Source organism: Faecalibacterium sp. 7 (genome assembly GCF_049562865.1).
Taxonomy (GTDB): Bacteria; Bacillota; Clostridia; order Oscillospirales; family Ruminococcaceae; genus Faecalibacterium; species Faecalibacterium wellingii.
Map to the genome: position 1 here is coordinate 1,144,685 of NZ_CP186911.1, position 25,244 is coordinate 1,169,928.

35 protein-coding genes are annotated in these 25,244 nt (G+C 57.8%); 34 read left to right on the plus strand and 1 reads right to left on the minus strand.

The genetic code is table 11. The features are described from left to right. The first annotated feature begins 3 nt into the window (after positions 1-3). From rpsC to ACKXF7_RS05755, 34 genes are all read left to right on the plus strand, one after another. Positions 4-708 carry a 30S ribosomal protein S3 gene (gene rpsC / locus ACKXF7_RS05590; protein WP_005938023.1) on the plus strand — a complete coding sequence of 235 codons (705 nt, stop codon included), beginning with the start codon at positions 4-6 and terminating at the stop codon, positions 706-708. Further along, positions 708-1,148: a 50S ribosomal protein L16 gene (gene rplP / locus ACKXF7_RS05595; protein WP_005938020.1), complete on the plus strand. Its 441-nt coding sequence runs from the start codon at positions 708-710 to the stop codon at positions 1,146-1,148. Before rpsC ends, rplP begins: the two co-directional genes overlap by 1 nt. Beyond that, on the plus strand, positions 1,138-1,323 hold the full coding sequence (rpmC, locus tag ACKXF7_RS05600) for a 50S ribosomal protein L29 (RefSeq protein ID WP_005921879.1): 186 nt from the start codon (positions 1,138-1,140) through the stop codon (positions 1,321-1,323). Before rplP ends, rpmC begins: the two co-directional genes overlap by 11 nt. Positions 1,324-1,335: 12 nt before the next feature. Then, on the plus strand, positions 1,336-1,593 hold the full coding sequence (rpsQ, locus tag ACKXF7_RS05605) for a 30S ribosomal protein S17 (RefSeq protein WP_005938017.1): 258 nt from the start codon (positions 1,336-1,338) through the stop codon (positions 1,591-1,593). A 41-nt stretch (positions 1,594-1,634) separates the two neighbouring features. Continuing rightward, on the plus strand, positions 1,635-2,003 hold the full coding sequence (gene rplN, locus ACKXF7_RS05610) for a 50S ribosomal protein L14 (RefSeq protein WP_005938014.1): 369 nt from the start codon (positions 1,635-1,637) through the stop codon (positions 2,001-2,003). A gap of 13 nt (positions 2,004-2,016) precedes the next feature. Then, positions 2,017-2,331 carry a 50S ribosomal protein L24 gene (gene rplX / locus ACKXF7_RS05615; RefSeq protein ID WP_005934911.1) on the plus strand — a complete coding sequence of 105 codons (315 nt, stop codon included), beginning with the start codon at positions 2,017-2,019 and terminating at the stop codon, positions 2,329-2,331. 17 nt (positions 2,332-2,348) lie between these two features. Continuing rightward, positions 2,349-2,894 carry a 50S ribosomal protein L5 gene (gene rplE / locus ACKXF7_RS05620; protein ID WP_005938011.1) on the plus strand — a complete coding sequence of 182 codons (546 nt, stop codon included), beginning with the start codon at positions 2,349-2,351 and terminating at the stop codon, positions 2,892-2,894. Between the two features lie 17 nt (positions 2,895-2,911). Then, positions 2,912-3,097 carry a type Z 30S ribosomal protein S14 gene (locus ACKXF7_RS05625; protein ID WP_005921866.1) on the plus strand — a complete coding sequence of 62 codons (186 nt, stop codon included), beginning with the start codon at positions 2,912-2,914 and terminating at the stop codon, positions 3,095-3,097. 110 nt (positions 3,098-3,207) lie between these two features. After that, entirely contained in the window at positions 3,208-3,606 is a 399-nt protein-coding gene (rpsH, locus tag ACKXF7_RS05630; protein WP_005921861.1) for a 30S ribosomal protein S8, read from the plus strand. A gap of 17 nt (positions 3,607-3,623) precedes the next feature. After that, the gene (gene rplF, locus ACKXF7_RS05635; protein WP_249237482.1) at positions 3,624-4,175 is read left to right on the plus strand and encodes a 50S ribosomal protein L6; all 552 of its coding nucleotides are present in this window, start codon (positions 3,624-3,626) and stop codon (positions 4,173-4,175) included. Positions 4,176-4,193: 18 nt separating this feature from the next. Further along, a complete protein-coding gene (gene rplR / locus ACKXF7_RS05640; protein WP_005938000.1) occupies positions 4,194-4,553 on the plus strand; it encodes a 50S ribosomal protein L18 in 360 nt (119 codons plus the stop codon). Between the two features lie 19 nt (positions 4,554-4,572). Then, a complete protein-coding gene (gene rpsE / locus ACKXF7_RS05645; protein WP_249237481.1) occupies positions 4,573-5,073 on the plus strand; it encodes a 30S ribosomal protein S5 in 501 nt (166 codons plus the stop codon). A gap of 14 nt (positions 5,074-5,087) precedes the next feature. Then, positions 5,088-5,273, plus strand: coding sequence for a 50S ribosomal protein L30 (gene rpmD / locus ACKXF7_RS05650; protein ID WP_005934904.1), 186 nt, complete (start codon positions 5,088-5,090; stop codon positions 5,271-5,273). A 20-nt stretch (positions 5,274-5,293) separates the two neighbouring features. Beyond that, entirely contained in the window at positions 5,294-5,734 is a 441-nt protein-coding gene (rplO, locus tag ACKXF7_RS05655) for a 50S ribosomal protein L15 (RefSeq protein ID WP_005934902.1), read from the plus strand. Between the two features lies 1 nt (position 5,735). Next, positions 5,736-7,031, plus strand: a complete 1,296-nt coding sequence (gene secY, locus ACKXF7_RS05660; protein WP_249237480.1) for a preprotein translocase subunit SecY — start codon at positions 5,736-5,738, stop codon at positions 7,029-7,031. A 115-nt stretch (positions 7,032-7,146) separates the two neighbouring features. Continuing rightward, positions 7,147-7,779: an adenylate kinase gene (locus ACKXF7_RS05665; protein ID WP_418265061.1), complete on the plus strand. Its 633-nt coding sequence runs from the start codon at positions 7,147-7,149 to the stop codon at positions 7,777-7,779. 2 nt (positions 7,780-7,781) lie between these two features. After that, positions 7,782-8,573: a type I methionyl aminopeptidase gene (gene map, locus ACKXF7_RS05670; protein WP_339394964.1), complete on the plus strand. Its 792-nt coding sequence runs from the start codon at positions 7,782-7,784 to the stop codon at positions 8,571-8,573. 926 nt (positions 8,574-9,499) lie between these two features. Beyond that, positions 9,500-9,751 (plus strand): translation initiation factor IF-1, encoded by a 252-nt coding sequence (gene infA, locus ACKXF7_RS05675; RefSeq protein ID WP_005937979.1) that lies wholly within the window; start codon positions 9,500-9,502, stop codon positions 9,749-9,751. 35 nt (positions 9,752-9,786) lie between these two features. Next, positions 9,787-9,900 carry a 50S ribosomal protein L36 gene (gene rpmJ, locus ACKXF7_RS05680; protein WP_005921832.1) on the plus strand — a complete coding sequence of 38 codons (114 nt, stop codon included), beginning with the start codon at positions 9,787-9,789 and terminating at the stop codon, positions 9,898-9,900. Positions 9,901-9,982: 82 nt separating this feature from the next. Then, positions 9,983-10,354 carry a 30S ribosomal protein S13 gene (gene rpsM, locus ACKXF7_RS05685; RefSeq protein ID WP_005937976.1) on the plus strand — a complete coding sequence of 124 codons (372 nt, stop codon included), beginning with the start codon at positions 9,983-9,985 and terminating at the stop codon, positions 10,352-10,354. A 14-nt stretch (positions 10,355-10,368) separates the two neighbouring features. Further along, positions 10,369-10,779, plus strand: coding sequence for a 30S ribosomal protein S11 (rpsK, locus tag ACKXF7_RS05690; protein WP_005934894.1), 411 nt, complete (start codon positions 10,369-10,371; stop codon positions 10,777-10,779). A gap of 20 nt (positions 10,780-10,799) precedes the next feature. Continuing rightward, on the plus strand, positions 10,800-11,402 hold the full coding sequence (gene rpsD / locus ACKXF7_RS05695; RefSeq protein ID WP_005937973.1) for a 30S ribosomal protein S4: 603 nt from the start codon (positions 10,800-10,802) through the stop codon (positions 11,400-11,402). A 113-nt stretch (positions 11,403-11,515) separates the two neighbouring features. Further along, on the plus strand, positions 11,516-12,475 hold the full coding sequence (locus tag ACKXF7_RS05700; RefSeq protein ID WP_249237478.1) for a DNA-directed RNA polymerase subunit alpha: 960 nt from the start codon (positions 11,516-11,518) through the stop codon (positions 12,473-12,475). Positions 12,476-12,498: 23 nt separating this feature from the next. After that, a complete protein-coding gene (gene rplQ, locus ACKXF7_RS05705; protein WP_005921819.1) occupies positions 12,499-12,840 on the plus strand; it encodes a 50S ribosomal protein L17 in 342 nt (113 codons plus the stop codon). 239 nt (positions 12,841-13,079) lie between these two features. Beyond that, positions 13,080-14,387 (plus strand): hypothetical protein, encoded by a 1,308-nt coding sequence (locus ACKXF7_RS05710; protein ID WP_249237475.1) that lies wholly within the window; start codon positions 13,080-13,082, stop codon positions 14,385-14,387. An 18-nt stretch (positions 14,388-14,405) separates the two neighbouring features. Further along, positions 14,406-15,113 (plus strand): response regulator transcription factor, encoded by a 708-nt coding sequence (locus ACKXF7_RS05715; protein ID WP_249237474.1) that lies wholly within the window; start codon positions 14,406-14,408, stop codon positions 15,111-15,113. Between the two features lie 568 nt (positions 15,114-15,681). Continuing rightward, positions 15,682-17,106, plus strand: a complete 1,425-nt coding sequence (locus ACKXF7_RS05720) for a sensor histidine kinase (protein ID WP_249237473.1) — start codon at positions 15,682-15,684, stop codon at positions 17,104-17,106. Between the two features lie 111 nt (positions 17,107-17,217). Continuing rightward, positions 17,218-18,165 carry a DUF1385 domain-containing protein gene (locus ACKXF7_RS05725; RefSeq protein ID WP_423742367.1) on the plus strand — a complete coding sequence of 316 codons (948 nt, stop codon included), beginning with the start codon at positions 17,218-17,220 and terminating at the stop codon, positions 18,163-18,165. Continuing rightward, entirely contained in the window at positions 18,159-19,130 is a 972-nt protein-coding gene (locus tag ACKXF7_RS05730; protein ID WP_423742368.1) for a N5-glutamine methyltransferase family protein, read from the plus strand. Before ACKXF7_RS05725 ends, ACKXF7_RS05730 begins: the two co-directional genes overlap by 7 nt. A gap of 120 nt (positions 19,131-19,250) precedes the next feature. Then, entirely contained in the window at positions 19,251-20,432 is a 1,182-nt protein-coding gene (recA, locus tag ACKXF7_RS05735) for a recombinase RecA (protein WP_423742369.1), read from the plus strand. Further along, positions 20,433-20,942, plus strand: a complete 510-nt coding sequence (locus tag ACKXF7_RS05740; RefSeq protein WP_423742370.1) for a regulatory protein RecX — start codon at positions 20,433-20,435, stop codon at positions 20,940-20,942. A gap of 38 nt (positions 20,943-20,980) precedes the next feature. After that, positions 20,981-22,306: a 30S ribosomal protein S12 methylthiotransferase RimO gene (rimO, locus tag ACKXF7_RS05745; RefSeq protein ID WP_423742371.1), complete on the plus strand. Its 1,326-nt coding sequence runs from the start codon at positions 20,981-20,983 to the stop codon at positions 22,304-22,306. A gap of 18 nt (positions 22,307-22,324) precedes the next feature. Further along, positions 22,325-22,924, plus strand: a complete 600-nt coding sequence (gene pgsA / locus ACKXF7_RS05750) for a CDP-diacylglycerol--glycerol-3-phosphate 3-phosphatidyltransferase (protein ID WP_118526591.1) — start codon at positions 22,325-22,327, stop codon at positions 22,922-22,924. 63 nt (positions 22,925-22,987) lie between these two features. Continuing rightward, positions 22,988-23,635: a hypothetical protein gene (locus tag ACKXF7_RS05755; RefSeq protein WP_423742372.1), complete on the plus strand. Its 648-nt coding sequence runs from the start codon at positions 22,988-22,990 to the stop codon at positions 23,633-23,635. 273 nt (positions 23,636-23,908) lie between these two features. Here ACKXF7_RS05755 and ACKXF7_RS05760 read toward each other — a convergent pair whose 3' ends face one another. Beyond that, positions 23,909-25,081 carry a trigger factor gene (locus ACKXF7_RS05760; RefSeq protein ID WP_423742373.1) on the minus strand — a complete coding sequence of 391 codons (1,173 nt, stop codon included), beginning with the start codon at positions 25,079-25,081 and terminating at the stop codon, positions 23,909-23,911. Between the last annotated feature and the right edge of the window lie 163 nt (positions 25,082-25,244).

Consider the following 25,244-nt stretch of genomic DNA (forward strand, 5'->3'; position numbering starts at 1 on the left):
ACAATGGGCCAGAAAGTAAATCCGCACGGCATTCGTGTCGGCGTTATTAAAGACTGGGACAGCCGCTGGTTTGCCTCCAAGAAGGATTTCAGCGATAACCTCGTCGAGGACCACAAGATCCGCACTGAGCTGAAGGCTCAGCTGAAGGATGCTGGTGTGCCCAAGATCGAGATCGAGCGTACTGTGGACCCGTCCACTTCCGCTCCTCGCGTAACTGTCAACATCTACTGCGCTAAGCCCGGCATGGTCATCGGCAAGGGCGGCGAAGAGCGCGTTGCTCTGCAGAACAAGCTGACCAAAGAGTATGGCAAGACTGTCATCGTCAACGTCATCGAGGTCAAGAGCGCTGCTACCAACGCTCAGCTGGTTGCTGAGGATATCGCTCGTCAGCTGGAGAACCGCGTGACCTTCCGCCGTGCCATGAAGCAGTGCATGCGCAATGCCATGAGCCCCCGCGATCGCGCAACCGTTCCCGCAAAGGGCATCAAGGCAATGTGCTCCGGCCGTCTGGGCGGCGCTGATATCGCTCGTACCGAGAGCTATCACGAGGGCACCATCCCCCTGCAGACCCTGCGTGCTGACATTGACTACGGCTTTGCAGAGGCTGCTACCACCTACGGCCGCATCGGCGTCAAGGTGTGGGTCTACAAGGGCGAAGTCCTGAAGAGCGCTAAGACCGCTCAGAAGAAGGAAGGAGGCAACAAGTAATGTTACTGCCTAAGCGTGTTAAGTACCGCCGCGTCCAGCGCGGCCGCATGACCGGCAAGGCTACCCGCGGCAACGTGGTGTGCCAGGGCCAGTACGGCCTTGTTGCTCTGGAGCCGGCATGGATCTCTTCCACCCAGATTGAGGCTGCTCGTGTTGCCATGACTCGTTACATCAAGCGTGGCGGCAAGGTGTGGATCAAGATCTTCCCCGATAAGCCCGTGACTGAAAAGCCCGCTGAGACCCGCATGGGTTCCGGTAAAGGCTCTCCCGAATACTGGGTCGCAGTTGTGAAGCCCGGCCGCGTTCTGTTCGAGCTGGCAGATGTCGATGAGGCAACTGCTCGCGAGGCTCTGCGCCTGGCTATGCACAAGCTGCCCATCAAGTGCAAATTTGTTGTCCGTGAGGACTCCGTGAAGGAGGATGGCACCAATGAAGGCTAATGAACTCCGCGAAATGCAGACCGCAGAGCTGACCAGCAAGCTGGCAGACCTGAAGGCCGAGCTGTTTAACCTGCGCTTCCAGCATGCCATCAACCAGCTGGAGAACCCCGGCCGCATCGAAGCAGTCAAGAAGGACATCGCCCGCGTGATGACCGTTCTGGCTGAGAAGCAGTAAGGAGGTTAAACGATGGAAGAACGTAATCTGAGAAAGACCCGCGTCGGCGTCGTCGTGTCCGACAAGATGGATAAGACCATCGTGGTTGCCGTTAAGGATAGCGTGCAGCACCCCCTGTACAAGAAGATCCTGAAGCGTACCGCCAAGTTCAAGGCTCGTGATGAGCAGAACGAGTGCGGCATCGGTGACCGTGTTGAGATCATGGAGTGCCGCCCCCTGTCCAAGGATGTGCGCTGGCGCCTGGTCCGTATCGTTGAGAAGGCAAAGTAATTTGCCCGCTGCTTTGAACAGTTTGAAAGGAGATATCTGATATGGTTCAGATGCAAACTTATCTCAAAGTTGCCGACAACACCGGTGCCAAGGAGCTGATGTGCTTCCGCGTGCTGGGCGGCACCCGCAAGAGATACGCAAACATTGGTGACGTCGTGGTCTGCTCTGTCAAGAAGGCAGCCCCCGGCGGCTCCGTTAAGAAGGGCGACGTCGTCAAGGCTGTCATCGTGCGCAGCAAGCATGGCGTCCGCCGCGACGACGGTTCCTACATCCGTTTCGATGAGAACGCCGCCGTTATCGTCATGGCCGACAAGAGCCCCAAGGGTACCCGTATCTTTGGACCCGTTGCTCGTGAGCTGCGTGATGCCGGCTACACCAAGATCCTGAGCCTGGCTCCGGAATCGCTGTAAGGAGGTTTTAAAAATGAATAATCTTCATGTTAAAACCGGCGACAACGTTATGATCATCAGCGGCAAGGACAAGGGCCACACTGGTAAGGTCCTGCAGGTCAGCCCCTCTGAGAACAAGGTCATCGTTGAGGGCCAGAACATGGTTACCAAGCACGTCAAGCCTCGTCGTCAGGGCGAGCAGGGCGGCATCGTCAAGGCTGAGGGTGCTATGTACGCATCCAAGGTCATGCCCATCTGCCCCAAGTGCGGCAAGGCCGTGCGTGTGGGCCACGTCGAGAAGGACGGCAAGATGGTTCGCGTCTGCAAGAAGTGCGGCGCTGAGCTGTAAGAAAGGAGTAAGGAACAATGGCTCGTTTGAAAGAACAGTATGTCAATGAAATTGCTCCTGCTCTGAACTCCAAGTTCGGTTACAAGAGCGTTATGCAGATCCCCAAGCTGGACAAGGTCGTCATCAACGTTGCCTGCGGCGAAGCCAAGGACAACGAGAAGATCCTGGAAGCTGTCATGAAGGATCTGGGCCAGATCACTGGCCAGAAGGCAGTCGTCTGCCGTGCCAAGAAGAGCGTTGCTAACTTCAAGCTGCGCCAGGGCACTCCCATCGGCTGCAAGGTCACCCTGCGCGGTGAGCGTATGTATGAGTTCGTCGATCGCTTCTTCAACATCGCACTGCCCCGTGTCCGCGACTTCCGCGGCATCAACGGCAACGGTTTTGATGGCCGCGGCAACTTTGCATGCGGCATCAAGGAGCAGATCATCTTCCCCGAGATCGACTTCGAGAAGGTCGATGCAGTCCGCGGCATGGATGTCTGCTTTGTCACCACTGCCAAGACTGACGAAGAGGGCAAGGAGCTGCTGAAGGCTCTGGGCGCTCCGTTCGCAGAGAACAACTAAGGGAGGAGATTTCTACAATGGCTAAACTGTCTATGAAGCTGAAGCAGTCTCGTCCTGCTAAGTTCTCTACCCGTGCATACACCCGCTGCCGCATCTGCGGCCGTCCCCACTCCGTGCTGCGCAAGTACGGCGTGTGCCGTGTGTGCTTCCGTGAGCTGGCCTACAAGGGCGAGATCCCGGGCGTGAAGAAGGCTTCCTGGTAATCAAGCCAGAGGGCCGGATAATTTGTCGGATATCCGCCCCGGGGCAACGATGTTTCGGGGCGGTATCATTATAAAACAAACGAGAGCTAATCTAAGGAGGTTAGTGGCAAATGCAGATTACTGATCCTATCGCGGACCTGCTGACTCGCATCCGCAACGCTAGCACTGCCAAACACCCTTCTGTGGAGATCCCCGCTTCCAACATGAAGAAGGCTATCTGCCAGATTCTGGTTGACGAGGGCTACATCAAGGGCATGCAGGTCAAGAACGACACCGTTCAGGGCACCATCGTTGTCACCCTGAAGTATCAGGCTAACGGCGAGCCCGTTATCGCTGGTCTGCGCCGCGTGTCCAAGCCCGGCCTGCGCATCTACACCAACTGCGAGGATATGCCCAAGGTCATGAAGGGCCTGGGCACCGCAATCATTTCCACCTCTAAGGGCATCATGACTGATAAGGCTGCACGCGCTGAGCACGTCGGCGGCGAAGTCCTGGCCTACGTGTGGTAAGAAAGGGGTAAAAGACAATGTCGAGAATTGGAAGAAAACCCATCGTCATTCCTGCCGGCGTCACTGTTACTGTCGATGAGGCAGCACACCAGGTTGCCGTCAAGGGCCCCAAGGGCAGCCTGAATTCCAACTATCATCCCCTGATGACCGTCAAGGTCGAGGGCAATGAAGTTCTGGTTACCCGCCCCAATGACGAACCCCAGGCCCGCAGCCTGCACGGCCTGACCCGTACCAACATCGCCAACATGGTGAACGGTGTTGTGAACGGCTACGAGAAGAAGCTGGAGATCGTGGGCGTCGGCCTGCGCTGCCAGAAGCAGGGCTCCAACCTGGTCATGAACCTGGGCTTCTCTCATCAGGTGAACATTCCTGATACTGAGGACTGCACCATCGTGTGGCAGGATCCCAACCACTTCACCGTTACCGGTATTGACAAGCAGAAGGTCGGCCAGTATGCTGCCGAGATCCGCGCCAAGAAGCCGCCCGAGCCTTACAAGGGCAAGGGCATCCGCTACGAGGGCGAGGTTGTCAAGCACAAAGAAGGCAAGGCCGGCAAGGGCAAGAAATAAGGTAAGGAGTGAAAGACAATGGTTAAGCAGATCGACAAGAACGAAGCTCGTCTTCGTCGTCATCGCCGCGTTCGTAACAAGATCAGCGGCACCGCAGCACGTCCTCGCCTGGATGTTTTCCGCTCCGCCAAGCACATTTACGCTCAGATCATCGATGATGAGCAGGGCGTGACTCTGGTGTCGGCTTCTACTATGGACAAGGACTTCAACGGCAACGGCGGCAACGTCGAGGCCGCTGCTGAGATCGGCAAGAAGATCGCAGCAAAGGCTCTGGAAAAGGGCATCACCGAGGTCGTGTTCGACCGTGGTGGCTACGTTTATCATGGCCGTGTTAAGGCCCTGGCTGATGGCGCCCGTGAGGGCGGCCTGAAGCTGTAATGAGAGGAGGAAACACATTATGGCTATGAGAAACCGTGAAGACGACGGCATGATCACCAAGGTTGTCTCCATCAACCGCGTTTCCAAGACTGTCAAGGGCGGCCGCATCATGAAGTTTGCCGCTCTGGTTGTCGTGGGCGACGGCAAGGGCAACATCGGTTACGGCATCGGCAAGTCCGGCGAAGTGCCTGAGGCAATCCGCAAGGGCGAAGCTGCTGCTAAGAAGAACATGCACAAGGTTGCCCTGAAGGGCACCACCATCCCCCACGAGATCGTCGGCAAGTACGGCGCAGGCGCCGTTCTGCTCAAGCCGGCTGCACCCGGTACCGGTATGATCGCCGGCGGCCCTGTGCGTGCCGTCATTGAGGCAGCTGGCATCAAGGACATCCGTGCGAAGTCTATGCGTTCCAACAACCCCATCAACGTTGTTTCTGCTACCTTCGCAGGTCTGTGCGGCCTGGTCAGCGCTGAGTCTGTCGCTGAGAAGCGCGGCAAGACCGTGAAAGAAATTCTGGGTTAAGGAGGTAACAAACCATGGCAGATAAGATGCTCAAGATCGAGCTGAAGAAGAGCCTGATTGGCCGCGGCGCTAAGCAGATCGCTACCGCTGAGGCTCTGGGCCTGAAGAAGCCGGGCGACGTTACCGTTCAGCCTGACAATGCCGCTACGCAGGGCAAGATCGCAAAGATCGGCTTTATGCTCAGCGTCACCGAAGCCTAATAGCAGGGGGTATACGCATAATGAAACTTCATGAATTGCACGCGATTCCCGGCGCAAACAAGGCTGTGACCCGCAAGGGCCGCGGCATTGGCTCCGGCAATGGCAAGACTGCCGGCTTCGGCAGCAAGGGCCAGAAGGCCCGTTCCGGCGTGAAGCACGCTGGTTTCGAGGGCGGCCAGATGCCTCTGGCACGCCGCCTGCCCAAGGTTGGCTTTAACAACATCTTTGCTACCCAGTACGCCATCGTCAACGTGGCTGATCTGGAAGCTGCTTTCAATGCCGGCGATGTCGTCGATACCGAGGCTCTGAAGGCAAAGGGTCTGGTCAAGAAGACTCTGGACGGCGTTAAGGTTCTGGGCAACGGCGAGCTGACCAAGGCTCTGACCGTGAAGGCCGCAGCCTATTCCGCTTCTGCCAAAGAGAAAATCGAGAAGGCAGGCGGAAAGGCTGAGGTGATGTAAGGTGTTCCAAACATTCCGTAACGCATGGAAGATCCCCGAGCTTAAAAATCGTCTCCTGTTCACGCTGGCGATCCTCGTGGTGTACCGTCTGGGCTGTGCCATCCCCGTTCCGTTCGTTTCCGGCTCTGCGCTGACGCAGATGTTCGCAAACGGCGACATGCTCTCTTATCTGAACATGATGAGCGGCGGTGCACTGGCTCGTTGCACGCTCTTCGCGTTAGGTGTGACACCCTATATCAACGCCTCCATTATTGTGCAGCTGCTCACCGTGGCGATCCCCGCGCTGGAAAACATGGCAAAGGAAGCCGACGGCCAGCAGAAGCTGCAGCAGATCAACCGGTATGCAGGTGCCGTGGTCGCTCTGATCATGAGCATCGGCTACTACTTCGTGATCCGCAATATGGGCGCACTGAAGTACGTTTCCGGCGGTGCCGGCATCTTTGCCGCCATCGTCATCATCGCAACCTTTGTGGCCGGCGCACAGCTGATCACATGGTGCGGTGAGCAGATCGATGACAAGGGCATCGGCAACGGTGTCTCGCTCATCATCTTTGCTTCGATCGTCTCCAACTGGTCTTCGCTGTACACCTCTGTCAAGGGTCTGCTGACCCAGGCAGCGTCCGGCAAGCCCCAGTACTACTTCTTCCTGCCGCTGCTGATCGTGCTGGCACTGGTGGCTGTGGTCTTCGTGGTCGTCATGACCAACGCAGAGCGCCGCATCACCATTCAGTACGCAAAGCGCGTGGTAGGCCGCAAGCAGATGGGCGGTCAGAACAGCTATCTGCCCCTGAAGCTGAACATGAGCGGCGTCATGCCCATCATCTTTGCTTCGGCTCTGGTGTCCATCCCGGGCACCATCGGCAGCTTCCTGCAGATCGACCAGCAGGCACACCCGGTGTGGTATGCATTCTTCCACACCTTCAACTACACCTCCTGGCTGTATGTTGTGATCTACCTGCTGCTGATCCTGGCATTCAACTACTTCTATGTGGCCATCCAGTACAACCCCGTTGAGATCGCCAACAATCTGCGCCGCAACAACGGCTCGATCCCCGGCTTCCGTCCCGGCAAGCCGACCAGCGATTTCATCACCCGCACCCTGAACAAGATCACCCTCATCGGTGCCATCTTCCTGGCTGCGGTGGCTGTGCTGCCGATCATTCTGGGCAACCTGACCGGTATGAGCATCCAGCTGGGCGGTACCAGCCTGCTGATCGTGGTTGGTGTGGCACTTGATACCACCCGCAGCCTCGACAGCTTCATGACGATGCGCAACCACAAGGGCTTCCTTGGTTGATCCACAATAATTAAGATGTGAGAAAGCACTGGAAAGGAGAGTACGCTCGAATTTTTCAGTGCTTTTTTGCTTTTTTTGGAGTTTACATCCTCTAACAAAGGAAAGGAATGATCCTATGAACCTGATCCTGTTGGGCGCACCTGGTGCCGGTAAGGGCACGCAGGCCGAGATCATCTGCGCCAAGCTGAACATCCCCTCCATCAGCACCGGCAACATCCTGCGCGCTGCTGTCAAGGATGGCACCGAAATGGGCCTGAAGGCCAAGAGCTTCATGGACGCCGGTGCACTGGTGCCCGATGAGGTCATCATCGGCATCCTGAAAGAGCGTCTGGCTCAGCCGGACTGCGCAAATGGCTTCATTCTGGACGGTGTGCCCCGCACCATCGCTCAGGCTGAGGCCATCGAGACCATGGGCATCCGCATCGACAAGGTGCTGGAGCTGCAGGTCGAGGACAATGTGATCGTTGACCGCATGAGCGGCCGCCGCGTCTGCGAGAAGTGCGGCGCAAGCTACCACATCGTCAACAAGAAGAGCAAGGTCGAGGGTGTGTGCGACCTGTGCGGCGGCAAGACCGTCATCCGCAAGGACGACCAGCCTGCCACCGTGCTGGATCGCCTGAAAGCATATCATGAGCAGACCGAGCCGCTGGTGGAGTTCTACCGTACCCGCGGCAAGCTGGCAGAGATCAAGTTCTGCCCCTCCATCGAGGAGACCACGGCTGAAGTCATGAAGGCTTTGGAGGCATAATTGTGATTCAGATCAAAAATGCGAAAGAGCTGGACGGCATGCGCAAGGCAAATGCCCTGAGCGCAGCTGCCCTGAAGTACGGCGGTGAGCATATCGAAGCAGGTATGACCACATGGGAATTGGATAAGCTGATCTACGACTTCATCGTGAAGCACGGCGGCATCCCCAATTTCAAGGGTCTGTATGGCTTTCCGGGCACGGCCTGCATCAGCCTGAACGATACCGTTATCCACGGTATCCCTTCGCATGACATCGTCATCCGCCCCGGTGACATCGTCAGCATCGACACCGGTGCAAAGATCGACGGCTTCAACGGCGACAATGCCTGCACCTATGCGGTAGGCAAGGTCGATCTGGAAGCACAGCGTCTGCTGGACGTGACCAAGGCTGCTCTGTATAAGGGCATCGAGCAGGCTGTGGCCGGCAACCGCATCGGCGACATCGGCTATGCCGTGCAGAGCTACTGCGAGGACGCCGGATTCTCGGTCGTCCGGGAGTTCGTGGGCCACGGCACCGGCCGTGAACTGCACGAGGACCCGGAAGTGCCCAACTACGGCCATCAGGGCCGCGGCCCGCGTCTTGTGCCCGGCATGACCATTGCCATCGAGCCCATGATCTGCCAGTACGACTGCAAGATCACCCAGTCCAAGGACGGCTGGACCGTCAAGACCAAGGATGGTGGTCTGGCTGCGCACTTTGAGCACTCCAATGCGATCCTGAAGGATCACACCGAGATCATGACCCGCTTCTGGGATGACCCGGACTTTGACCCGGAAAAGTTCAGCCTGAAGTAAGCAATCATAAAAAAGGAGCCGCTGCACAGATGATGTGTGGTGGCTCCTTTTGCCAGCAGGACGATTTTGAATGCCCTCCGCGTTGCTCTGGGCATATTCAGCGGAAGAATTATTTTAAATTTCGGGCTATCGGAACGCCTGCGAGCGTTCCGATAGCCCATTTTCACGAGTAGGGTCGTAGTGGAAAACGGTATTTGCGGCGCCACTTTCTGCGAAAGTGCGGCGCTGCGGAGGGGGCTTGTTGGTTACTTTAGCTGGCTCGCCCTCTCAGTCAAATCCTTTGGATTTGCCAGATTCCCCCTTTTGTCGCTTACGCGGCATCTTCCCCCGGCGCGGGGAAAGTCTTTCCTCAAAGTGGGAGCCCTTGGCAGTCCACGCAGACTTCATCTCTTTGCCAAGGCCTCTCCCTTTGGGAGAGGTGGATTTGCGCAGCAAAGACGGAGAGGGCGAGGCTGCTGCCCTTGTGCGATGTGCCTTTTTCCCTCTCCACTCCTGCAATTTGTGCAATTACGACAACTTTTCGTGAAAAAGTTTCATCTCCGCGGTGGAGAAAACCGAAGGCGGGAGCGGGGGAGAGCTGCTTTTGAATCGAAAGAATTTTTTATCGGAAATACGGAAAAAAGCTCTTGCAAATTGACAACAAAAGGTGTATAATCTATAAATGGCTGTGGAAGCCAGATACTTCCTCGGCGGACAGGGATTTTCTGCCCGTTTTGCGGATTTTGTGCCGCGAAAGATGAAGTATGTGGCGATCATCGCCGCCTGTCCGTCTGTGGACCGGCACCGGAGCAAAGGAACACTGAAGCGGCAAACTGCTGAAAATCGGGCGCAGGCACGAAGGACGCGGTGCTTTCAGGGCTTTGGAGCGAGGGCGCTGGCCCAGGTTCAACGACAAACTGAGCAGATCCAATGAGGAGGCAAATAGCTTGTCTAAGGAAGACGTTATCGAGATCGAAGGCATTGTGCGTGAAGCCATGCCCAACGCCATCTTTAAGGTGGAAATGTTGAGCGAGGATAAGAACACCGGGAAGCTCACTCCCAGCGGCCATATCCTCTTAGCGCACATCTCCGGCAAGCTGCGGACCAATTTCATCCGTATCCTGCCCGGGGACAAGGTAACCGTGGAAATGTCGCCCTATGATCTTTCTAAGGGCCGCATCACCTGGCGCTCCAAATAAGCACCAGGGTATCAACCAAAAGGAGGTTCAACATCATGAAGGTCAAGCCTTCCGTGAAACCCATCTGCGAAAAGTGCAAGGTCATCCGCCGCAAAGGCCGCGTGATGGTCATCTGCCAGAACCCCAAGCATAAGCAGCGCCAGGGCTAATTCGGGCGCCTGGGGGTCAAGTGCGTAGAGTCCCGGCGCAGACCCCGACACTGACATGGGATGATTTTTGGAGGAAACTACTATGGCACGTATTGCCGGCGTTGACCTGCCCCGCGAGAAGCGCGTTCAGGTGGGTCTCACCTACGTTTATGGTATCGGCCAGACCACTGCTAACAAGATCCTGGAAGCAACTGGCATCAACCCCGATACCCGCGTCAAGGACCTGACTCTGGAAGAAGAGGCTAAGATCCGTGACTACATCGATCAGGCTAACATCATCGTTGAAGGCGACCTGCGCCGCAACGTTGCTCTGGACATCAAGCGCCTGGTTGAGATCCAGTCCTTCCGTGGCACCCGCCATCGCAAGAATCTGCCCTGCCGCGGCCAGCGTACCAAGACCAATGCACGTACCTGCAAGGGTCCCAAGCGCACTGTCGCTAACAAGAAGAAGTAAGGAGGATTTGAGAAATGGCAAGTGCAAATAATGCCAAGAAGGGCGCTAATGTCCGCATGAAGCGCAAAGAGCGCAAGAACATTGCTGCTGGTCAGGCTCATATCCAGTCTACCTTCAACAATACTGTTGTTACCATCACCGACCTGCAGGGTAATGCAGTGTCCTGGTGCTCCTCCGGCTCCCTGAACTTCCGCGGCAGCCGCAAGAGCACTCCGTTTGCAGCCCAGTCTGCTGCTGAGACCGCAGCTAAGGTTGCTATCGAGCATGGCATGAAGACCGTTGAGGTCTACGTCAAGGGCCCCGGCGCTGGCCGTGAGTCCGCTATTCGTGCGCTGCAGGCTACCGGCCTGGAAGTCACCCTGATCAAGGACGTGACTCCCATCCCCCACAATGGCTGCCGTCCCCCGAAGCGCCGTCGTGTCTGATCGAAGGAGGAAATTGAATTATGGCAAAGAATACGCAGCCTATCGCAAAGCGTTGCAAGGCCCTGGGCATTTCTCCTGCGGTCATGGGCTATGCAAAGAAGAATACCACCCGCAACTCCAATGGCAATATGCGCAAGAAGCAGTCTGAGTACGCATCTCAGCTGAAGGAGAAGCAGAAGGTCAAGTTTATCTACGGCGTTCTGGAGAAGCAGTTCCACAACGCTTACCTGCGTGCAGAGGCTCGCCCCGGCAAGACCGGTGAGAACCTGCTGCAGATCATGGAGTGCCGTCTGGACAACGTCGTGTTCCGTCTGGGCTTTGCTCAGACCCGCCGCGATGCCCGCCAGCTGGTGTCTCACGCTCACTTCACCGTCAACGGCAAGAAGGTCAACATCCCCTCTTACCAGGTGAAGGCCGGCGACGTGATCGAAGTGCGCGAGTCCAGCCGCAGCTCTGCAAAGTTTGCAAAGCTGACCGGCCCCGAGGCTCCCGTTGTTGCTCTGCCCGCATGGCTGAACCGTGAGACCGGTTCCCTGAAGGGCGTCGTTGCAAAGCTGCCCGAGCGCAGCGACATCGACTACGAAGTTGCAGAGCACCTCATCGTCGAGCTGTACTCCAAGTAATCCATTAAGAAGGATCGGCCTTCCGACTGGATGGCTGTCTTTCGCATTCTTTTCTTTGAAAGAATTTAATAATGGGCCGGCGGCAGCGCCGGTTTGACAAGGAGGGCATAGATATGATGGAGATTGAACGTCCCAAAATCGAAACGGCAAGCCTGTCCCCGGACGGCCGCTACGGTAAATTCGTGGCAGAACCGCTGGAGCGTGGCTTTGGCATCACACTGGGCAATAGCCTGCGTCGTGTGCTTCTTTCCTCTCTGCCCGGTGTCGCCGTGACCAGCGTCAAGATTGATGGCGTGGTTCACGAGTTCTCCACCATTGAGGGCGTCAAGGAAGACGTTACCGAAATTGTCCTGAACCTGAAGGGTATCGCTGCAAAGCTGTACACCGATGGTCCGAAGACAGTGCGTGTTGAGGCAGTCGGCCCCTGTGAGGTCACCGCTGACAACATCAAGCAGGGCGATGACATCGAAATTCTGAACCCTGAGTGGCACATCGCAACCCTGGGCGAGGGCGGCAAGCTCGTCATGGAGCTGACCTTCGATAAGGGCCGCGGCTATGTGCCCGCAGAGCGCAACAAACAGGCTATCATCGAGAAGAACGATATCAACACTCTTCCCGTTGACAGCATTTACACCCCCGTGCTCAAGGTGAATTATAACGTCGAGAGCACCCGTGTTGGCCAGGCGATCGATTACGACAAGCTGACCATCGAGGTTTGGACCGATGGCACGATCAATGCGCAGGAAGCCGTTTCTCTGGCTGCCCGCGTGCTGACCGAGCACCTGAACCTGTTCGTCAACCTGTCCGATGAGGCCGCTGGCACCGAGATCATGGTGGAAAAGACCAACGACGACAAGGAAAAGGCTCTGGAGATGACCATTGAAGAGCTGGATCTGAGCGTGCGTTCCTTCAACTGCCTGAAGCGTGCCGGTATCAACACGGTGGAAGATCTGGTCAGCAAGAGCGAGGACGAAATGATGAAGGTTCGTAACCTCGGCCGCAAGAGCCTGGAAGAAGTCATGGCAAAGCTGGACTCTCTGGGCTTCAAGCTGAACACGGATGATGACAACTAAAAATAATTAAGGAGTGAAACGGGATGCCCGGTACCAGAAAGCTCGGTAGAACCAGCGACAGCCGCAACGCTATGATGCGCGCTATGGTTACCTACCTGTTAGAGAATGGCAAGATTGAGACCACTGTCACTCGCGCTAAGGACGTTCGTTCCATGGCCGAGAAGATGATCAGCCTTGGCAAGGCAAGCGACCTGCACACCAAGCGTCAGGTTTATGCCTACATCACCAAGGAAGATGTTGCAAAGAAGCTGTTTGATGAGATCAGCCCCAAGTACGCTGACCGCAACGGCGGCTACACCCGCATCATCAAGATCGGCGCTCGCCGCGGCGACGCTGCTGAGATGGCAGTTCTGGAGCTCGTCTAATCTGCTCTGACTGTTTACAGCCGTTTTTAAAGTCCTTTCCCATTTCTGGGAAAGGACTTTTTTGTTTAGCTCCATTTATAGCGGCACTTCAAAGAACGCTTCCCACACAGGGCACATTTTAAATCCTTCTCTTTCGTGTTTTCAGGTGTTGGCATTGCGCCCGCCCCGTGGTATACTGACAATAGCATAATTTTGCCGTTTGACCGGAACGGATTTTCCACACAGAGGAGGTGCGGCAGTTGAAACATTCCAAACGGTTTTGCCGGTGGCTGCTGTGCACCCTGCTGTGCCTGTGCCTTGCAGGCTGCAGTATGCCGGGCGAACAGGTGCAGGTGGAAGAGCTTCTGCGTGCACCCAAGCTCTCGGGTGATTACGGCGATGTGCAGACGGCGCTGAACGATTGGCTGGGGGAGAGCGCACAGCTCAAGTATCCCATGCAGGGCGACCTGCTTTCGCCGTTCCTCATCCATGATCTGGACGGTGACGGCCAGCAGGATGCGGCGGTGCTTTATACCACGGCCCAGAGCTCCAATGTCTGCGTCGCGATCCTGCAAAAGGGCAGCGATGGAATGTGGCAGGTGCGCCAGAACGCGGAGGGCCTTGCCGACACGGTGGATTCTGTGGGCCTTGCGCAGCTGCAGCCGGGCGATGCCAGCCAGCTGGTGGTGGGCTATGTGGCCGCACAGGGCGACCACTATCTGGCGGTGTATTCCTACACAGACGGAGAGCTTTCCACCATTCTGGAACAGCAGTATCAGCAGTATCTGGTAGAGGATATCACCGGCGGGGGCAGTCAGGATCTGATCCTGATGTCCACGCTGGAGGACGGCGGCGTGCAGATCGAGCTGCTGACTGTAGATAAGGAGGGCTCCTTCCAGCAGGTAGCAGTCATGGGCCTTTCTGCCGACCGCTTCTCGGGCTGCGCCTCGGTGGCGGCAGGCGTGGGCGCGGACGGCAGGCACTATCTGGTTTTGGATGGATGGACCGGCATTTCCGGCAACAATCTGGCGTCGGTGCTGCTGTACTTTGACGAGGACACGCAGCAGATGGTGCCCGCCGACCAGATCAGCACCGAAAAGCTTTACACCGCATCCCTGCGCAATGTGCCCAGTCTGGTCAGTCAGGATCTGGACGGCGACGGCATCGTGGAGATCCCCACCCAGCCCGATGAGGCCGGCCTTTTGAATATGAGCCAGAGCCGCCGCATGGACTTTATCGTCTGGATGGATTATACCAGCCCGAACCCGGAAAAAAGCTTCGGCCTGCTGGACGAGGAGACCAACTGTTATATCGAACTGCCCATGGAGTGGGAGGGCAACCTGAAGCTTACCGACAGCGAACAATACGACGGCGCCGTGGAGCTGCGCACGGTGGATGAGGATGAGCTGGTAATGACCCTGCGTCTGGTGCGCACCACATCCAGCCTGAAGGGCTGGACCCGCCTTGGCATCGTGGCGTCCCGCCAGATGCAGGCAAAGCTTGCCCCGGATGTGGAGATCAGTGATAAGAACTACCGCCTGTCCAAGGCGCTGCATCTGCTCAATTAAGGAACGGAGGAACGGTTCATGGTACGAGTGCTTGTGGTAGAAGATGAAGCCAATATCCGCGAAATGATCGCGCTGAACCTGCGTCTTGCAGGCATGGAGGCGGTGGAAGCCGAGAGCGCCGAGGCGGCTCTGCCTCTGCTGGAGCAGAAACCGGGCTGCGATGCGGCCATCCTGGATGTGATGCTGCCGGGCATGAACGGCTTCTCGCTGTGCGAGACCATCCGCCGCACCGACCAGAAGATCGGCATCATCATCCTCAGTGCCAAGGGACAGGAACAAGATAAGATCCGCGGCCTGTCCATCGGCGCAGACGACTATATGACCAAGCCCTTCAGCGTCAGCGAGCTGCTGGCCCGGGTGGAAGCGCTCTGCCGCCGCGTCAGCCGCACGGCAGGCGGGGACGAAAAGGAAAAGTCCAGCCCGCTGGGAATGCTCACCAGCGGCGAATTTGTGCTGGACGAGAACCGTCGTGTGCTGCTCAAGGCAGGCCAGCCCATCGAGCTGACACAGGTGGAATTCCAGATCATGGAGCTGTTTTTCCGCAATCCCGGCATCGCGCTGGTGCGCGAGAAGATCCTGAAGGGCGTGTGGGGCGAAAATTACTTTGGTGACGTGAAGATCGTGGATGTGAACATCCGCCGCCTGCGTATGAAGGTGGAGGACGAACCCAGCAAGCCCGCCCATATCCTCACTGTGTGGGGATACGGTTATCGTTGGGAGGAATAACCGCGAGGGCGGGCCAACAGGTAGATTTCTCTTCGGACACGAGTACGGGTTGCGGCACCCAGCGGATGCTTCGTGCTTTGAGCAGCACTCGCATCCTGCTGGCCGCTGTCCCAACAGCAACTTCCTGTTTCCGCCACTGGCGGCGGTCGTTGCTGTTGCAGGCCATTCCATCGCCCGCCCTATTGCCTGCGGCAACAGGGTCCCACCCCAGCGGACGGTCCTCAGAGAAACTACCTGTCGTCCCGCAAATAAAATCCATTTTCCAGTTACGACCTCTTCCGTGAAAAAGTAAATTAGAAAAATCCGCAGATTTTTCTAATTTACAAATATAAAAATAATATTTCCGCTGATATTGCAACGGCGACGACTGCGGCCTGCGGCCAAAGACTTCCCCCGGCCGGGGGAAGATGTCGCATAGCGACAAAAGAGGGAATGCAGGGAGGAGCTGTTGGGGCCGTGGCCAGCAGGATGCAAGGCCCGCTCAAGGGCCGTAGTAGCCGCTGGGTGCCACAACTCGTCCAGAGCGAAGCGGAGACAATTCTAAATCGTTTGAAAGGAGGAGAACGCCATGCGAAGCGGGATCACCCGTCGATGGCTGTGCGGCAGCCTGCTCATCACTGTGCTGCTGGTGCTGCTGGCCGAAACCATGTTCCTGTACAACTACACACGCAGCTATTATAACAGCGTTCAGCAGACCATGTACCGGCGATTCTCCTCGGTATCTGGCCAGCTGAAAATGTACACCGGCGACACCGTGCAGAGCACCGCATCGATCCGCAGCATGGCGCTGCGCCGCATGGTGGAGCAGTTTGCCGACAAGGATAAATATGAATTCATGCTGCTGGACAGCTATGGCGGGGTCATTGCGTCTTCCAGCGGCACGAGCGCGGACGGCATTGTGACCGGAACCGACTTTGAGCAGGCGCAGGAGGCTTCCGATGGTCTTGGCGTGGCAGTCTACCGCACCCAGTCCGGCGAGCTGGTGATGGCGGCCTGCTATCTGGTGCCCTATGCCGCCGAAGATGTGGCGGCGATGCGTCTTGTCACCAGCCTGACCCTTGTGGGAGCGCAGATCAAGAACGCCATCGCGGTAAGTGTTGTGATCGCGGCGGTGATCCTTGCCTTCACCGTGATGTCCGGCCTGTACTTCATCCGCAGCATCGTGGTGCCGCTGGGTCAGGTGGAGCGCACCGCAGCCAGCATCGCCCGGGGTGAGCTGGACGTGCGCCTGCCGGTCACCGGCGACGAGCGGGACGAGGTGGACCGCCTGCGCGGTACCATCAACCAGATGGCGGAAGGTCTGGAAGAGACCGAGAAGATGAAGAATGAATTCATCAGTTCGGTGTCCCACGAGCTGCGTACCCCGCTCACCTCCATCCGGGGCTGGGTGGAGACCCTGCGCACACTGGATGACCCGGCGGATGAAAACTACCGCAAGGGCCTTGAGATCATCAACAACGAGACCGGACGCCTGTACAACATGGTGGAAGAGCTGCTGGACTTCAGCCGCCTGCAGAACGGCCGCATCCGCATGGACTGCCGCCCGCTGGATCTTGTGGCAGAGCTGACCGACGCAGTGCTCTTCTGTGAGGCACGGATCCAGCGGGAGGGACTCATCCTCAGCTACACAGAGCCGGAGGAAATGATCCCGGTCTATGCAGACCCGGATCGTCTGCGGCAGGTGTTCATCAACATCATGGACAATGCCATCAAGTATTCAGCGCCCGGCGGTCGCATCACGGTTAAGCTGTGGGCAGGGGAGTACAAGGCCTTTGTGGAGATCATCGATCAGGGCCGCGGCATCCCGCCGGAAGATCTGGAAAACGTCAAAACCAAGTTCTACAAGGGCAGCAACTCGGTGCGGGGCAGCGGCATCGGCCTTGCGCTGGTGGATTCCATCATGACGGCGCTGGACGGCACCATGGACATCAAGAGCACGCTGGGCCGGGGTACGGTGGTCACACTGGGCCTGCCGCTGTACCATAAGGTATAAAGCCTGCATGAACATTGCACACCGGCGGCTTTTTGTGCTTTGCAGATACAGATTTTGTCACAATTATGTGGTAAAATGACCGGGAAAAATATGATCCGATAGGAGAACCCAATGAATCAACCAAAAAAGGAACGTTTCAAAACCAGTGTGGGCGGTCAGGCACTGATGGAAGGCATTATGATGCGCGGCCCAAAGCTCATCTGCTGCGCGGTGCGCAAGCCGGACGGCACCATTGAGACCAAATTCGACCCCGTGAAGAACCATGGCATCTGGACCAAGATCCCGCTGGTGCGCGGTGCGATCTCCATGATCGAAAGCCTGATCGTGGGCTACCGCTACATGATGTACTCCGCTCAGGTGAGCATGGGGGACGACTACGACCCCGAGGAAGAGGAGACCGCCTTTGAAAAATGGGTGGGAGAGCATTTCGGCCAGAAGGCTGAGGATGCCCTGCTGGCCTGCGCCGCTGTGGTGGGCGGCCTGCTGGCGATCTTGCTCTTTACGGTGCTGCCCACCCTCATCGTGGGCGGTGTGAACCACTTTGTAACATTGGGCCGCTGGGCCAAGGTGGTGCTGGAAGCGGTGCTGAAAGTTGGCATCTTCCTCACCTATATGGTGGCCATCTCCAAGATGAAGGAAATCCACCGGGTGTTTGAGTACCACGGTGCCGAGCACAAGACCATTGCCTGCTATGAGGCCGGTGATGAGCTGACCGTGGAGAATGTGCGCAAATACACCCGCTTCCATCCCCGCTGCGGCACCAGTTTCCTCATTCTGGTGGTCATCGTCAGCGTGTTTTTGTACAGCGTTCTGCCCTGGGGCAGCATCGGCCTGCGGGTACTGTTCAAGCTGCTGCTGCTGCCGGTGGTCATGGGCATCAGCTACGAGCTGCTCAAATGGTGCGGCCGGTCGGACAACATTGCTACCCGTATCATCCGCCAGCCCGGCATCTGGGTGCAGCACCTGACCGTGTTTGAACCGGACGACAGCATGATCGAGGTGGCCATTGCCGCCGTGACCCCTGTGCTGCCCGAGGACCCGGAGGATGGCAAATGGTAAGTGCAGGTCTGTCTCCGCGGGAAGCGGTGCGCAGGGTGGAGGCGCGGCTTGCCGCCGCAGGCTGTCCGGATGCGGATTACGATGCACGGGAGCTGTTCCGTGCGGCGTCCGGACGGGATGCCCGCCTTTCTGACCGGGCGCTGACCACGGAGGAAGCGGAAAAGCTGGAAAACCTCTGCACGCGCCGTGAGCAGCGGGAACCGCTGCAATACCTGTGCGGGATCTGGAGCTTTCTGGATTTTGACCTTGCCGTTGGCCCCGGCGTGCTCTGCCCCCGTGCAGACACCGAGGTGGTAGCGGAAGCGGCTGCCAATACCCTGACGGGCATTGCCACGCCCCGGGTGCTGGATCTCTGCGCGGGGACCGGTTGTCTGGGGCTGGGCGTCAAACGCTTCTGCCCGGCGGCGCAGGTGACCTGCGTGGAAAAAAGCCCGGAAGCCTTTGTTTATCTGGAAAAGAACTGCCGCTGTGCCCTGAAAGGGCAGGGCGGGCAGACGGAGGACTTGCTGGAGCCTGCTGCCTTTGAGCAGGAGGCTGCACCGGCCTTTGACTGGGGCCCGGCACTGAATGCCCTGCGCGCAAAGGCAAAGCCGGCCTATGCGGTGGAGCCGGTGCAGGGGGATCTGTTCACCTACTGGAAAAGTGCACCGGAAGGGGAGCTTGACCTCATCGTATCCAACCCGCCCTACCTCACCGCCGAGGAGATGCGGCACCTGCAGCCCGAGGTGGCACAGGAACCGGCCATGGCGCTGGAAGCGGGGGAGGACGGCCTTGTGTTTTACCGTGCCCTTGCACAGCATTACCAGAAGCTGCTGCGGCCCGGCGGAGCATTGGTGCTGGAGATCGGCTGGCAGCAGAGGGAAGCGGTGACGGCACTGCTGGCAGAAAATGGCTGGACAGACATTGCGTGCCGCAAGGATTTTGGCGGCAACGACCGGTGCATGATCGCCCGCAGACCCGGCTGATCAAACGAAAAAAGCAAACAACTTCTTGTTGTAATATTTTGATTTTGTGGTATACTATACTGGAAGGTATACGGACAGCCCGCGCACAGCGGGCAGCAGGAAGAAAAGGAGCAGCACGCTATGGCGAAAAATCAGAACAACAACACCGTTGTCCCGGCCACCAAAAAGACCGAGCCGGAGGCAAAAAAGGACGCACTGGCCACTGCGCTGGCCCAGATCGAAAAGCAGTTCGGCAAGGGTGCCGTGATGAAGCTGGGCGACAACGCCTCCATGCAGGTGGATGCTATTTCCACTGGCAGTCTGGGTCTGGATCTGGCTCTGGGCGTGGGCGGTGTGCCCCGCGGCCGCATCATTGAGGTGTACGGCCCGGAATCCAGTGGTAAGACCACGCTGGCTCTGCACATTCTGGCCGAAGCCCAGAAGCAGGGCGGCGAAGTGGCCTTCATTGACGTGGAGCACGCACTGGACCCCACCTATGCCGAAGCGCTGGGCGTGGACATCAATAATCTCCTGGTCAGCCAGCCGGATACCGGTGAGCAGGCCATGGAGATCTGCGAAGCACTGGTGCGCTCTGGTGCCATCGATGCCATCGTGGTGGACTCGGTTGCCGCCATGGTGCCGAGGGCTGAGATCGAGGGCGAAATGGGCGACAGCCATGTGGGCCTGCAGGCCCGCCTGATGAGTCAGGCCATGCGCAAGCTGACTTCGGTCATCGGCAAGACCAACACGGTCTGCGTCTTCATCAACCAGCTGCGCGAGAAGGTGGGCGTGATGTACGGCAACCCGGAGGTCACCACCGGCGGCCGCGCCCTGAAATATTACGCCTCGGTGCGCATCGACATCCGTCGCGTGGAGGGCCTGAAGGACTCCTCCGGCCAGTTCATCGGCAACCACACCCGCGCCAAGATCGTCAAGAACAAGGTGGCCCCTCCGTTCCGTGAGGCAGAGTTCGATATCATGTTCGGCGAGGGCATCTCCAAGATGAGCGAGCTCATCGATGTGGGCGTGAAGCTGGGCATCGTGCAGAAGAGCGGCGCATGGTTCAACTATGGCGATATCCGTCTGGGTCAGGGCCGCGACAACGCAAAGCAGTTCCTGAAGGACAATCCCGAGATCGCAAACGACATCGAGGGCCAGATCCGCGCCAATGCCGACAAGCTGTACGCTTCCCGCCGCCCGGCAGGCAAGGGCGCTGCGGCCAAGACTGAGGAACCCGCCAAGGCTGCAGATGCCAAGGAGCCGGTGGTCAAGGCTCCTGCCCGCAGCAGCGAGAGCGAACTGGATATCATGGTGGAGGACTAAATGTCCTTTTATAAACGCCGCCGCCCGAAGCCGGAAGAAGAAAAGTGTGCCGACCCGGCCAAGGCCCGCGCCCGCGCACTGGATGCGCTGGCCTCACGGGAGATGTCCTCAGCCCAGCTGTATGAGCGGCTGTGCTATGGCTTTACGGAGCAGGCTGCGGCTGCAGCCGTGGCAGAAATGGTGGAGCGGGATTACGTAAACGATGACCGCTATGCCGAGGCCCGTGCCCACAGCCTGCTGGCTGCCCGCAAGAGCCGCCGTGCGGCGGCCCAGAACCTGCGGCAGAAGGGCCTTTCCGGTACGCAGATCGAGCAGGCACTGGAAAGCGTCTATGCCCCGGATGAGGACGGCGAAAGCCCGGAGCTGGAAGCAGCCGCCGCTCTGGTGCGCAGCCGCTACATGAAAAAGCTGGCCGATGGCCGCCGCGACCTTGTGACTGCCGCCCTCATGCGCCGGGGCTTTGCGTATTCGGTCATAAAAGAAGCGATAAAAAGAGCGGAAGAAGAATAAAAAGCACCCCTCAAAAGAGAAAGAGAGTATCACCCCCTATGAAAATTGCATGTATCTCCCTTGGCTGCCCCAAAAATCAGGTCGATCTGGATGTGATGGTGCACATCCTGCTGTCTGCCGGCCACGAGACCGTGGCAGATCTGGCCGAAGCAGATGTGATCCTTGTGAACACCTGCGGCTTTATCGAGAGCGCCAAGACCGAAGCCATTGAAAACATTCTGGAAGCCTGCTCCTACAAGCAGCAGAACCCGGAGCTGAAGGTCATCGTCACCGGCTGTCTTGCCGAGCGCTACCGCAGCCAGATCGAGGAAGAAATCCCCGAGGTGGACGCGGTGGTGGGCTGTGCCTCCAACAAGGCCATCGACACCATCGTGGACCGCCTGTTCCATGGTGAGGATCATCTGGAAAGCTACGGTGCCAAAAAGGACTTCCCGCTGGGCGGCAAGCGTGTCATCGGTACGCCCGCCCACTATGCGTACTTAAAAATTGCAGAGGGCTGCAACAACCGCTGCCACTACTGCGCCATCCCCGGCATCCGCGGCCCGCTGCACAGCCGCGATATGGCCGACTGCGTGGCCGAGGCCCGCTGGCTGGCCGGTGAGGGCGTAAAAGAGCTGATCGTGGTCGCGCAGGACCCCACCGCCTACGGCGAGGACTGGGGCAAGCCCGGCAGCATCTGCGAGCTGCTGGATAAGCTGAACAAGGTGCCGGGCCTCGAGTGGATCCGCATTATGTACGCTTACCCGGAGCGCATCACGGACGAGTTCATTGCCGCCATGAAGCGCAATGAGAAGGTGGTGCCCTACCTTGACCTGCCCATCCAGCACTGCAACGACACCATCCTCAAGAATATGAACCGCCGTTCCAACCGCGCCGAGCTGCTGGAGGTGATCGGCAAGCTGCGCCGCGAGATCCCCAGCATCACCCTGCGCACCACCCTGATCGCAGGCTTCCCCGGGGAGACGGAGGAGCAGTTCGAGGATCTGTGCAATTTCGTCAAGGAAGTAAAGTTCGACCGTCTGGGCTGCTTTGCCTACTCGGCCGAGGAGAACACCGTTGCTGCCAAGATGGACGGTCAGATCGATCAGGAGACCAAGGACAGGCGCGCCGAACTGGTGATGCAGATCCAGACCGGCATCATGGCCCAGAAGCAGGCCGAAAAGGTGGGCCAGACCGTGCATGTGCTTTGTGACGGCATCGACGAGGAGAGCGGCCTGTATCTGTGCCGCACCACCGGCGACGCCCCTGAGGTGGACGGCAATGTTTGCGTTTCCAGCGAGGAGCCGCTGTATCCCGGCCAGTTCTACGATGTTCTGGTGGACGACAGCGACCTTTACGATCTGTATGGTACTGTTGCAAAATAACAAATTGGAGGAATCTGTATGAATCTGCCCAATAAACTTACCCTGACCCGCATCCTGCTGGTGCCCGTGTTCATGATCTTTGCGTCCCTGACCGGTCTGAGCGGCATCGCGGATGGCTCCTTCCAGCCGACGTATTACCTGATCGCAGGCATCGTCTTTGCTGCCGCCAGCTTTACCGATTTTCTGGACGGCCATCTGGCCCGCAAGTGGAACATGGTGACCGACTTCGGCAAGTTTGCCGACCCGCTGGCTGACAAGCTGCTGACCACCGTGGCCTTCATCTACATGATGCGGGACGGCGTGTGCAGCCCGGTGGTGCTGTGCATCATTCTGGCCCGCGAATTTGCCGTGTCCGGCCTGCGCATGGTGGCTGCCGGCGCCAAGGACGGCAAGGTGATCGCCGCCAACATGTGGGGCAAGGTGAAGACCGTGCTGCAGATGCTGAGCATCATCTTCTACTTCTTCGGCATGGCGATTGCGGCGAATGTGTCCTGGGATGCCACGGTCATGGTTGTGGGAGCCTCGGTGGTGCTGTGCTGGCTGGTGGCTGCCGTGACGGCCATTTCCGGCATCAAATACCTGTGGGACAACCGCAGCTTCATCAACACCGCAAAATAAAAAGAACCCTCTCAGTCAATGCGTCCGCACTGACGGAGAGGGTTTTGCTATCAGGAAAATATCATGAAAAAATTTGCTGATACGGCGCGCCGTCTGCTCTCCATCGTGCTGAACCTGTTCATCGTCTGGGCGGAGCCCATTGCCCTGCCCATGAGCTGGGATTGGGGCAAAGAGCAGATGTTCATTTTCTACACGGAGGATTCCAACATCCTTTCGGCCTGCATCTGCGCTATGGTGGCGGTGAGCCAGCTGGTGTACATCTTTACCGGCAGGGAGCTGCCGCGCTGGCTGCACACCCTCAAGTATATCGCCACCTGCTGCCTGACCCTGACCTTTCTCACGGTGGTGTTCGTGCTGGGCCCCATGTATGAGGACGGAAACGGCTGGTACATCATGCTGTGCACCAGCTCCATGCTGTACCATCACCTGCTCAATCCGCTGGCGGCCATCTTCTCCTTTGTGCTGCTGGAGCGCACACCGCGCCTGCCCCGCAGTACGGTCAAGTGGGCGCTGCTGCCCACGGTGCTGTATGGCGGCATCATTTTGTGGCTGAACATCCAGCGCGTGGTGGATGGGCCGTATCCCTTTATGAAGGTGTATGACCAGAGCGTGCAGGCATCGGTGCTGTGGTGCATCGCCATCCTGCTGATGAATTACTTCTATGCATGGCTGCTCTGGAAGCTGAACGGCGGAAAGAAAGAGACAGCTTGACGATTTAAAAATGCCCGCCGCTTCGCTCTGGGCATAAATAGCGGAAATACTATTTTTTATTAGAGCAATACCGGACAGACTGCGGTCTGTCCGGTATTGCTTTTTTCCCAGAAGGGGCCGCAAAGAAAAACAGCATCTGAAAGCTCCGGTCCTTCCTGTGAAAAAGCAGCTCCGAAAAGCCCGCAGGCTTTTCGGAGCTGCAAATGAAAGATAAATTTTCCTCTGAATATGCCCAGAGCAAAGCGGAGGGCATTCTAAATGGTTCCTGTGTTTTTACGCTACAGTGGAATTCTCTTCCAGCCAGGCCAGCACACAGGCCTGCAGAGCGTTCAGGTGCGCACGGTTCTCACCGTAGGTGTCGGCATAGGTGCTGTTGGCGTCGTCCAGTTCTTCCTGCGTGGGAGCAAGGCTCTTGGCTTCGGCCACGGCCTGAAAGATCAGATCCTGCTTTGCCAGATGCTCAAAATAGGCATCCGAAGCGGCCAGCATGGCATCCGCACTGGTGTAGCCCTGCGTCTGGGCAAAGGCGTTCAGATCCATGCTGTAGGCGGTGGCGTACTGGTTGTAGTGGTTCAGGAACATGCGGATGTAGTAGCTGGTGATCTCGGTAGGCAGCTCCTTGAAGGTGGAATTGGCCATCAGGTAGTCCACGATGGCATTGTCGTAGTTGTTGGCATACAGTGCATCGCTAAAGTAGTTGCGCAGCTGGTCGGCGGTGTGCAAATCGTCGCTGACGCCAAAGTTGGACTCCACCCATTCATCGGTCAGTTCGGGGATTACGTTCTCGGAAAGAGAGTTCAGGGTCACGCTGAACACGGCTTCCTTGCCGCTGAGGGTGATCGTGTTGCCCTCGGCGTCGGTAGAATCGCCGTAGCCGTCCGGGAAGGTGACGGTCACATCAAAGGTATCGCCCACATTGTGGCCGATGATCTGGTCCTCAAAGCCATCGATGAAGGAACCGCTGCCCAGCGTCAGGTCGTAGCCGGTGGCAGTGCCGCCGGTAAAGGCCACACCGTCCACGGTGCCGGTGTAATCGATGTTGGCAACATCCCCGCTCTGGGCGGCACGGCCGGTAACGGGCTGGGAGGTGGTGTACTGGTTCAGCAGGCTGTCCATCTGCTGCTGCAGCTCATCTTCGGTGGGGGTCAGGTCGCTCTCCTTCAGGGCGATGGAGCCGAAGTTCTCCGGCAGGGTCACATAGTCCAGCGCTTTGATGCCGTTCCAATAGCCGTTTTCGTCCAGACCATCGCTGTAATCAAAGGTCTCGTAGTCGAAGTCGGCCACAGAACCAAACTGTGAGACAGACGCAACAGTGGAAGATGCACTGCCGGAAGATGCACTGTCGGTCTGCTTGCGTCTGCTCAGCGTGAAGCAGGCAACGATGATGCACACCACTGCGGCAAGGGCCAGCAGGATGCACAGGAGTTTTTTGGTGTTGTTTTTCAAAAGAAATACCTCCATAAAAATCGGCCCGCAGGATGCTCGGGCCGTAAAACCGGGATAGACTCCCATCCATTATATACGTTCTGACGGCAAAAGAAAAGTTTTTTGCAAAATTTCCACAAATCCTGCGGCGGGTTTGTATCACTTTTGCCTGCCTGTGGGCGCA